The 8,088-nt window shown below is 54.7% G+C and carries 7 protein-coding genes; 6 read left to right on the top strand and 1 reads right to left on the bottom strand.

Going from position 1 to position 8,088, the window contains the following annotated elements; genetic code table 11:
• The coding region (locus HUJ17_RS02425; RefSeq protein WP_290509200.1) for a PBP1A family penicillin-binding protein at window positions 1-2,257 on the bottom strand (2,257 nt) is incomplete at its 3' end.
• Between the two features lie 198 nt (window positions 2,258-2,455).
• Here HUJ17_RS02425 and HUJ17_RS02420 point away from each other — a divergent pair.
• The 6 genes from HUJ17_RS02420 to aroK are packed head-to-tail and all read left to right on the top strand — an operon-like array spanning window position 2,456 to window position 8,019.
• On the top strand, window positions 2,456-3,523 hold the full coding sequence (locus tag HUJ17_RS02420) for a pilus assembly protein PilM (RefSeq protein WP_290509199.1): 1,068 nt from the start codon (window positions 2,456-2,458) through the stop codon (window positions 3,521-3,523).
• Window positions 3,520-4,089 (top strand): PilN domain-containing protein, encoded by a 570-nt coding sequence (locus HUJ17_RS02415; RefSeq protein WP_290509198.1) that lies wholly within the window; start codon window positions 3,520-3,522, stop codon window positions 4,087-4,089. The genes HUJ17_RS02420 and HUJ17_RS02415 overlap by 4 nt, the downstream gene beginning before the upstream one ends.
• Window positions 4,086-4,763 (top strand): type 4a pilus biogenesis protein PilO, encoded by a 678-nt coding sequence (locus HUJ17_RS02410; RefSeq protein ID WP_290509197.1) that lies wholly within the window; start codon window positions 4,086-4,088, stop codon window positions 4,761-4,763. The genes HUJ17_RS02415 and HUJ17_RS02410 overlap by 4 nt, the downstream gene beginning before the upstream one ends.
• 9 nt (window positions 4,764-4,772) lie before the next feature.
• Window positions 4,773-5,309, top strand: a complete 537-nt coding sequence (locus tag HUJ17_RS02405; protein WP_290509196.1) for a pilus assembly protein PilP — start codon at window positions 4,773-4,775, stop codon at window positions 5,307-5,309.
• A gap of 20 nt (window positions 5,310-5,329) precedes the next feature.
• Window positions 5,330-7,489, top strand: coding sequence for a type IV pilus secretin PilQ family protein (locus HUJ17_RS02400; protein WP_290509195.1), 2,160 nt, complete (start codon window positions 5,330-5,332; stop codon window positions 7,487-7,489).
• Window positions 7,486-8,019 carry a shikimate kinase AroK gene (gene aroK / locus HUJ17_RS02395; protein ID WP_290509194.1) on the top strand — a complete coding sequence of 178 codons (534 nt, stop codon included), beginning with the start codon at window positions 7,486-7,488 and terminating at the stop codon, window positions 8,017-8,019. The genes HUJ17_RS02400 and aroK overlap by 4 nt, the downstream gene beginning before the upstream one ends.
• Window positions 8,020-8,088 lie beyond the last annotated feature (69 nt).

Below are 8,088 nucleotides of genomic sequence, written 5' to 3'. Positions count from 1 at the left end.
CGGAGAACCAGGCGTCCACCTGGTCGTTGGTGGTGCCGGTCTTGCCGGCCAGGTCATCGCGACCCAGAGCCCTTGCCTTGCTGCCGGTCCCTGCGCGGATGACGTCCTGCAGCATGGAGTCCATCAACCAGGCAATACGGGGATCCAGTACCCGGGGGGCCATTACCGGGTCAGGCTGTATTGTCACCACTGGCTCGTCGGCGCTGTCCTCGCTGTCCAGGCTGGAGTCCTCCGGGGAGGCCGGTTCGATATTGTCGTCTGTCAGCGCCAGGGGGGGCAGGCAGGGAGGTTCGCAGAGTATCACTTCCGGTGCCTGCCAGAGGATGTCGCCATCGGCGTTCTCGATACGTTGAATGGCCCAGGGGGTGACCCGGTAACCACCGTTGGCAAAAACGCTGTAGGCGGTGGCGATATCCATCGGGGTGACGCTTGCACTGCCCAGTGCCAGGGACAGGTCGCGCTGGAAGCCGTCAGCAGGAAGGCCGAAGCGTTTCAGGGTGTTCATGGCCTGGCTGATGCCGATCTGGCGCAGAATACGAATGGAGACCAGGTTCAGCGAGCGATAGAGTGCTTCGCGCATGCGGGTGGGGCCGTAGAACTTGCCGCTGGCTCCGGTGGGACGCCAGGCGGTTTCCAGTTTGTCGTCATCGAACACCACCGGCGCATCGTTGATGATGGAGGCGGGGGTGAAGCCGTTTTCCATGGCCGAGGTATAGATAAAGGGTTTGAACACGGAGCCGGCCTGGCGCTCGCTTTGTACGGCCCGGTTGAAGTTCGACGCAGAGAAGCTGTAGCCGCCCTGCATGGCGACCACTGCCCCATTGGCCGGGTCCAGAGAGATCAGGGCGGATTGTGCCTTGGGTAGCTGGGCGAGGCGCCAGCGGCGACTTTCGTCGGGGCCTACGGGACGGACGCGGACGATGTCGCCCCGGGTCAGTACGTCGGCTGCCTGCTGGGGTTCTTCGCCGACATACTTGTTGTTGAGCTGGGGTCGGGCCCAGCGAATATCATCCCAGGCCAGCCGGGCGCGCTTGCCGTCGCGGAACAGAATGTCGGCATCCTGTTCGCCCACGCGGGTGACAATCACTGGTTGCAGGGGGCCAATTCGTTGCTGGTCGCGAATCATATTGACCCAGCTGGCGACCTTCGGGTCCAGCCCGGTAATGGTCTTCTCTATTTCCGCTTTTTCTGCCTGAGCAGGTAGTTCGCTCTCTTCCGCTGGCGGTTGTTCGCTGTCAGAGATGTTTATGGCTGGCAATGCCGGAGCCGCACTGACATCTTTCTGTGCTACCGGGCCGCGATAACCATGGCGTTCGTCATAGCTGTGCAGGCCGGACCGCAGTGCCTTGACGGCTGCTGTCTGGCGGTTGCTGTCGATGGTGGTGATGATGCGAATGCCGTCGGTAAAAATGTCCTGCTCCACCAGTTGGGCGGCTTGCAAGCGGACCATCTCGCCCACATAGGCGGCATCTACCTCTGGTTGGGCGGCATGGAAACGGGCGCTGACAGGTTCTGCCTGGGCGGCTTCGCGTTCTTCGGGAGTGAGGGCGCCGGTTTCTTCCATGCGGAACAGGATCCAGTTACGCCGCACCCGTGCCCTCTCCGGATTGGTGATCGGGTTGTAGGCGGAGGGCGCCTTGGGTAGCCCCGCGATCATAGCCTGTTGGGCGATATTGAGATCGCCGACGGATTTGCCGTAGTAGACCTGGGCGGCGGCCTCGGCCCCGTAGGCCCGGTGGCCCAGATAGATCTTGTTCAGGTATAGCTCGAGAATTTCCTCCTTGCTGAGTACTCGCTCAATCTGGATGGCAAGGACAATCTCGTTGAATTTGCGCAGGAAGCGCTGGTCCCGGCTGAGGAAAAAGTTGCGCGCTACCTGCATGGTGATGGTGGAGCCGCCGGAGCGGATTTCCCGGTAGCGGGCCAGCTCTACGGCAGCCCGCACCAGGCCCTTGAGGTCAACGCCGTTGTGCCTGAAAAAGCGTTCATCCTCGGCGGCGAGAACGGCCTGAACCAGGGTTTCCGGCAATTCGTCGTAGGATACCGGCTGTCGGCGTTTTTCCCCATACTCAGCAATAAGTTTTATATCTTTGCTGTAAATGCGCAGGGGAATCTGGTATTCCACCTCGCGTATCTGGCTGGCGGGTGGAAGTTGCGGGGCCAGATACAAATAGCTGGCGGCCAGAATGGATAGCCCGCCACCGGTGCCGGCAATCAGGAGAAGGAGCAGGTATCGGGTCCAGGAGGGTAAGCGCATGTTTTCGACAACTACTGGCTGGGATCGGTAGAAAGGCCTAGCGGGCCCGTGAAGTGGGTCATTATATGGTGGAAAGGTTGTTGTGATCTAATATCTGTTCTGCTATTACTACACCTAAAGTGATTCGACATAAAAAACGTGTAAGTGTATCTTTATCAAGAAAAAACACTTTAATAATAACCAGACGGGACGACAACAGTGCTGCCTTTCCTCAGAAAAAAGGCCCAGACACTACTGGGGATCGACATCAGCTCCACGGCCGTGAAGCTGCTCGAGCTGTCCAAATCGGGGAACCGCTACAAGGTCGAAAGCTATGGGGTTGAGCCCCTGCCGGCCAATGCGGTTGTCGAAAAAAACATCAGTGACGTAGAAGGTGTCGGGGATGCTATCGCCCGTCTGGTCAGCCGTGCGCGCCCCGGGGTGAAGACTGCGGCTGTGGCTGTGTCCGGCTCCGCCGTGATCACCAAGCTGATAGAAATGGATGCCTCTCTCAGCGAAGACGAGATGGAGAGTCAGCTGAAAGTGGAGGCAGACCAGTACATCCCCTTCCCGCTGGATGAAGTGCGCATGGACTTTCAGGTCATGGGGGCTGTTGAGGGCAATGACGATCGCGTGGAAGTGCTCGTTGCCGCTTCGCGGACGGAAAACGTGGAAATGCGAACCGACGCCCTGGAAATTGGTGGGTTGCAGGCCAAGGCGGTAGATGTGGAAGCCTATGCCATGGAGCGGGCCTTCCAGCTGGTATTGCCGGGACTACCCAACGCTGAGGAGCTGGAGACCGTGGCGGTCTTCGATATCGGTGCCACCATGACCACGTTGAACGTCTTCCATCAGGGTCGCAGTGTTTATACCCGTGAGCAGTTGTTTGGTGGCAAGCAACTGACCGAAGAGATTCAGCGGCGTTACGGTATTTCCATGGAAGAGGCCGGTCTGGCCAAGAAAACCGGTGAACTGCCGGATGATTATGAGGCAGAAGTGCTTCAGCCGTTCAAGGATGCGGTCGTTCAGCAGGTTAATCGCTCTCTGCAGTTTTTCTACGGCTCCACCCAGTTCAATGAGGTGGACTATATCCTGCTGGCCGGGGGGTCGGCTTCCATTCAGGATCTGGCTGAGCTGGTACAGGAAAAAGTGGGTGCCAGTTGTTCCGTGGCCAACCCGTTCAGTGACATGGCGCTGGCAAACAAGGTGGGTGCGTCTGCCATAGCCAATGATGCGCCGGCACTGATGATCGCGTGCGGTTTGGCATTGAGGAGCTTTGAACAATGACAACAACAATCAATCTGCTGCCTTGGCGGGAGGAGCGCCGCAAGCGCCAGCAGCAGGAGTTCATCGTTCTTCTGGTAATGGCAGCTGTTCTGGGTGCGGTGCTGTTCTTTGGTTGGAAAACCGTAGTTGACCAGCAGATTGCTGATCAACGCGCCCGAAATAGCCATATTCAGAGCAAAGCTGCTGAGCTTGATGAGAAGATCAAGGAGATCAACGAAATCAAGACTCGGCGTGACGAGCTGATTGCCAGGATGGAGGTCATCCAGAGTTTGCAGGGCAACAGACCGACGATCGTATATGTGTTCGATCAGTTGGTCAGAACACTGCCCGATGGTGTGTATTACTCAAAAGTGGAGCGCAAGGGCGACGTTTACACGATCAACGGGATTGCAGAATCCAATAACCGTATTTCCCGGCTGATGCGAAATTTTGATCAGTCACAGTGGTTCAAAGATGCAACGCTGCAAAACGTGACGGCTCTGGAAGATGGCTCCCAAGCAAACAAGTTTACGCTCAATCTGAAGCAGTCTTCACCCGCCAGCAAGAATGAGGAAGAAAAACAATGAAAGCCTCTGAGCTGAAAAACATGGATTTGCGAGAGCTGATTGACGAGCTGAATAGTCTCGATTTCGAGAATGTGGGGGGGTGGCCGACACCGATCAAGTTTGGAGCAGCCATCATAGTTTTGGCGCTTGTTTTGGCGTTGGGCTATTTTTTCGTGATTAAGGATTTGAATGCTTCTCTTGAACAGCAGCGTGGAGAGGAAAAAACGCTACTCCAAAGCTATGAAAAGAAAGCATTTGAAGCTCACAATCTTGATCAATTTCGTGCGCAGCTTGCCGAGATGGAGCAGACTTTCGGGGCCCTTTTGAAGCAGTTGCCTAAAGATACCGAAGTCCCTGGTCTGCTTGAGGATATCACTCATACCGGTTTGGGAAGTGGTCTGGAATTCGAGGAAATCGAGCTCAAGAGCGAAGTGGAGAAAGAGTTTTATGCCGAGCTCCCTATTGATATCAAGGTGATCGGGGATTATCACGGTTTCGGGTCGTTTGTTTCCGGTGTGGCCGCTTTACCGCGAATTGTTACCCTTCATGATTTCGTCATTGCCTGGCCCAAGGATAATGAGAAAGAGTTGAAGACTTTGGGTTTGCTGAAAATGAACATCACTGCAAAGACCTATCGTTACTCCAGTCAGGGCGGTGTTTCTCCGAATAATAAACCGGCCTCCGGTCGCAAATAGGGAGGGCAGATGATGTCTTGTAACAGGTATGCTGCGTTTCCTCTGGTTGCGATCTTTGTGTTCGGTCTTGCGGGTTGCGGTTCCGGTGCCAATCTGGGTGAGCTTGATGCTCGGCTGCAAGAGATCAAGGCAAGGCCCCGGGGGCGAATTGAGCCGCCACCGGAATTCAAACCGATCGCTACCTATGCTTATGCGAGCCATCAGCTCCGTTCGCCGTTTGTTGCTCCAATGGAGCAGGAGCTGATAGCGGTAACCGATGGAAGAAAGGTGGAGCCGGATATTGGTCGCCCGAAGGAATATCTTGAGCGTTTTCCTCTGGATGCTCTGAAAATGGTAGGGACGATCAGTCGGCCAGGTGGGGACCTTGAGGCTTTAATATCAGACCCGTCTGGAGCAGTGACGCGGGTAAAGCCGGGTAGCTATATGGGGAAAAATTTTGGTCGAGTCAAAGATGTGACAGAGGCCAAAGTGAGTCTTGTGGAAATTGTGCCAGATGGGCGTGACGGTTGGGTAGAGCGGTCCAGTAACGTCACTATTTCCGAATAACAGTCGCTGGGGATCCAGTTATGAATATTGCAACACTGACAACAACAAATAATGCTTCCCGGCGCTTTTCGGGACTACTGCTATGCGGGCTCCTGTCGCTGTCTGCTTCTTTTGCGGGGGCAGACACTCTGAAATCCATAGAGGCGAACTCGTTGTCCGGCGATGGAATGGAAGTCCGTCTGAAGTTCGAAGGAGGGGTTCCGGAGGCCAAGGGCTACAGTATTGAAAAGCCTGCCAGAATTGCCCTTGATCTTATCGGTGCTGACAGTGACGTTGCTGGTAAGCAGCAAAACCTTGGTACGGGAAATGCCCGGAGTGTCACCATTGTCGAGGCCAAGGACCGCACCCGCCTGATCTTCAATCTTGAATCGCTCACAGGGTATTCCACTAGAGTCGAGGGCAGTAGTCTGATTGTGATGCTCGGGGAGGAGCAGGACTCGGTTGCAAAGGATGGTTATGAGGTTGAAGGGGATGCCTCCGTCAAGAGTATTGATTTTCGGCGTGGAGATGCTGGAGAGGGTCGAATTGTTATCGGTTTGTCAAAGGCCTCAATTCCTGTGGACGTGCAGGAAGAGGGTGGAAAGATTATTGCGAAGTTTGTGGGTGCCGGTATATCCAATGAGTTGATAAGGAAGCTGGATGTCACGGATTTTGCCACGCCAGTGAAAATGGTGGACACAAGGTCCAGTGATGACAGTGTTTTAGTGGTTGTTGAGCCTACAGGAACCTGGGAGTACCTGGCTTATCAGGCAGATAATGAGTTTAGTATCAATGTGAAGCCATTGACTCGCGCGGAAGCAGAGCGCCAAAAGAAGGAAGATTTTGCCTATACGGGGGAGAAGCTTTCCCTGAACTTCCAGGATATTGAGGTTCGTGCAGTTCTCCAGTTGATTGCTGATTTTACAGGTTTGAATCTGGTTGCTTCGGATACTGTGAATGGACGTATTACCCTGCGTCTGCAGAACGTGCCATGGGATCAGGCGCTGGAATTGATTCTCAAAACCAAGGGGTTGGATAGGCGCCAGGTCGGCAATGTATTGCTGGTGGCCCCGGCTGATGAAATTGCCGCGCGAGAACAACTCGAGCTGGAAAGCCAGAAAAAAATTGAAGCACTTGCTCCTCTTCGCACAGAGTACATCAGCATTAACTATGCCAACGCCTCTGATATGAAAGAGCTCATAAGTAATGCTGGGGGGGAAGGCGATGCGCTGGTTTCCAATCGAGGTTCGGTTGTCGTGGATCAGCGTACTAACACTCTTATTATACAGGACACCCAGGCCAAGCTTCAGGAAATTCGCGACCTGATTGATACGCTGGATGTGCCGGTTCGTCAGGTACTGATCGAAGCTCGCGTGGTTGTGGCCAGTAATAATGTGGCTGATGAATTCGGCGTGCGCTGGGGGGGGCTTGGATTTGATGGTGAGTCCATGCTGCAAGACAAGCGCACTTTCGGGGTGTCTGGCCGCCTTCAGTCTCTGAGAAATCTTCACCAGTCGAATGTTGACTCAACCGTTTTTCAGGCTACGCCGGGGATTGATCCTGATGATGTGGACTTCGGTCCGGATGACTTCACGTTTAAAGAGCCTGAAGATGGCGATGATCTGATTGTCGATCTAGGCGTGGATTCTGCCGATGCCTCACGGTTCGCAATTGGCTTCACGTCCCTGGCCTCAGGGTTGATTGAGCTTGAGCTTTCAGCGTTGGAGGCTGAGGGGCATGGTGAGCTGGTGGCCACGCCGAAGGTTCTCACAGCGGATCAGCAGCCTGCTATCATCGCTTCGGGGCAGCAGGTGCCTTTCGAAACCGCTACGGCTTCCGGTGCTACCGCGATTGAGTTTGTTGAAGCTGAGTTGAGCTTGCAAGTGACTCCTCATATTACCCCTGATGGTAATATCATCATGGAACTGAAAGTGAATAACGATTCCTTTGACCCTTCCGGTACAACGGCTATCAATACCAATCGCGTAGAGACTTCTGTTTTGGTGAGTGATGGCGAGACAGTGGTGCTTGGTGGTATCTTTCAGCAGGAAAAGGTCAACTCTGTGACCAAGACACCTTTCCTGGGTGACTTGCCGTGGATTGGCAATCTGTTCAAGAAGACCGTGAAGCGTGATAACAAGCAGGAGTTGCTGATTTTTATTACGCCACGGTTGATGAAGGATGCTTTGGCGAATCGGTGACCAAGACGACTAACCCCTCTCTGATACTGGTTGGCCCAATGGGTGCTGGAAAAAGCACCCTGGGTCGCCACCTTTCCCAGATACTGGATTATCCCTTCTTCGATTCTGATCGGGTTATTGAGGAAAAGACGGGGGCAGATATCCCGTGGATCTTCGATATGGAGGGCGAAGCGGGTTTCCGGCGTCGCGAGCATGAGGCAATCGATGAGCTCACCCGTCAGGATGGCATCGTTCTGGCGACCGGTGGCGGTGTTGTGGTGACACCGGAGAATCGTGACCTTCTGCATGAGCGTGGTTGTGTGGTCTACCTATGGACCCCTGTCGACGTTCAGCTCGCCCGTACTCGTAATGATAAGAACCGGCCCCTGCTGCAAACCGCGGACCCGCGGGCCAGGCTGGAGACACTGTTCGCCGAACGCGATCCGCTGTACCGGCAGGTGTCCCATCATGTGGTGTCTACTGCTTCCGGCAACCTGAAAAAAGTGGCGGATGACGTGTTGGCTTGTTTGGAGTCTCACCGGCAAGGATAATGTAACCGCGCAACTGTTGGCGCTCGTAAGGTGCCAGTCTTCCATGTTGCATGCGACATTATTCAACGG

It is taken from the genome of Alcanivorax sp. (assembly GCF_014762765.1).
Lineage (GTDB): Bacteria > Pseudomonadota > Gammaproteobacteria > Pseudomonadales > Alcanivoracaceae > Alcanivorax.
Note: the sequence above shows the minus strand (reverse complement) of the source record. Positions and strands in the feature narration are given on the sequence as shown.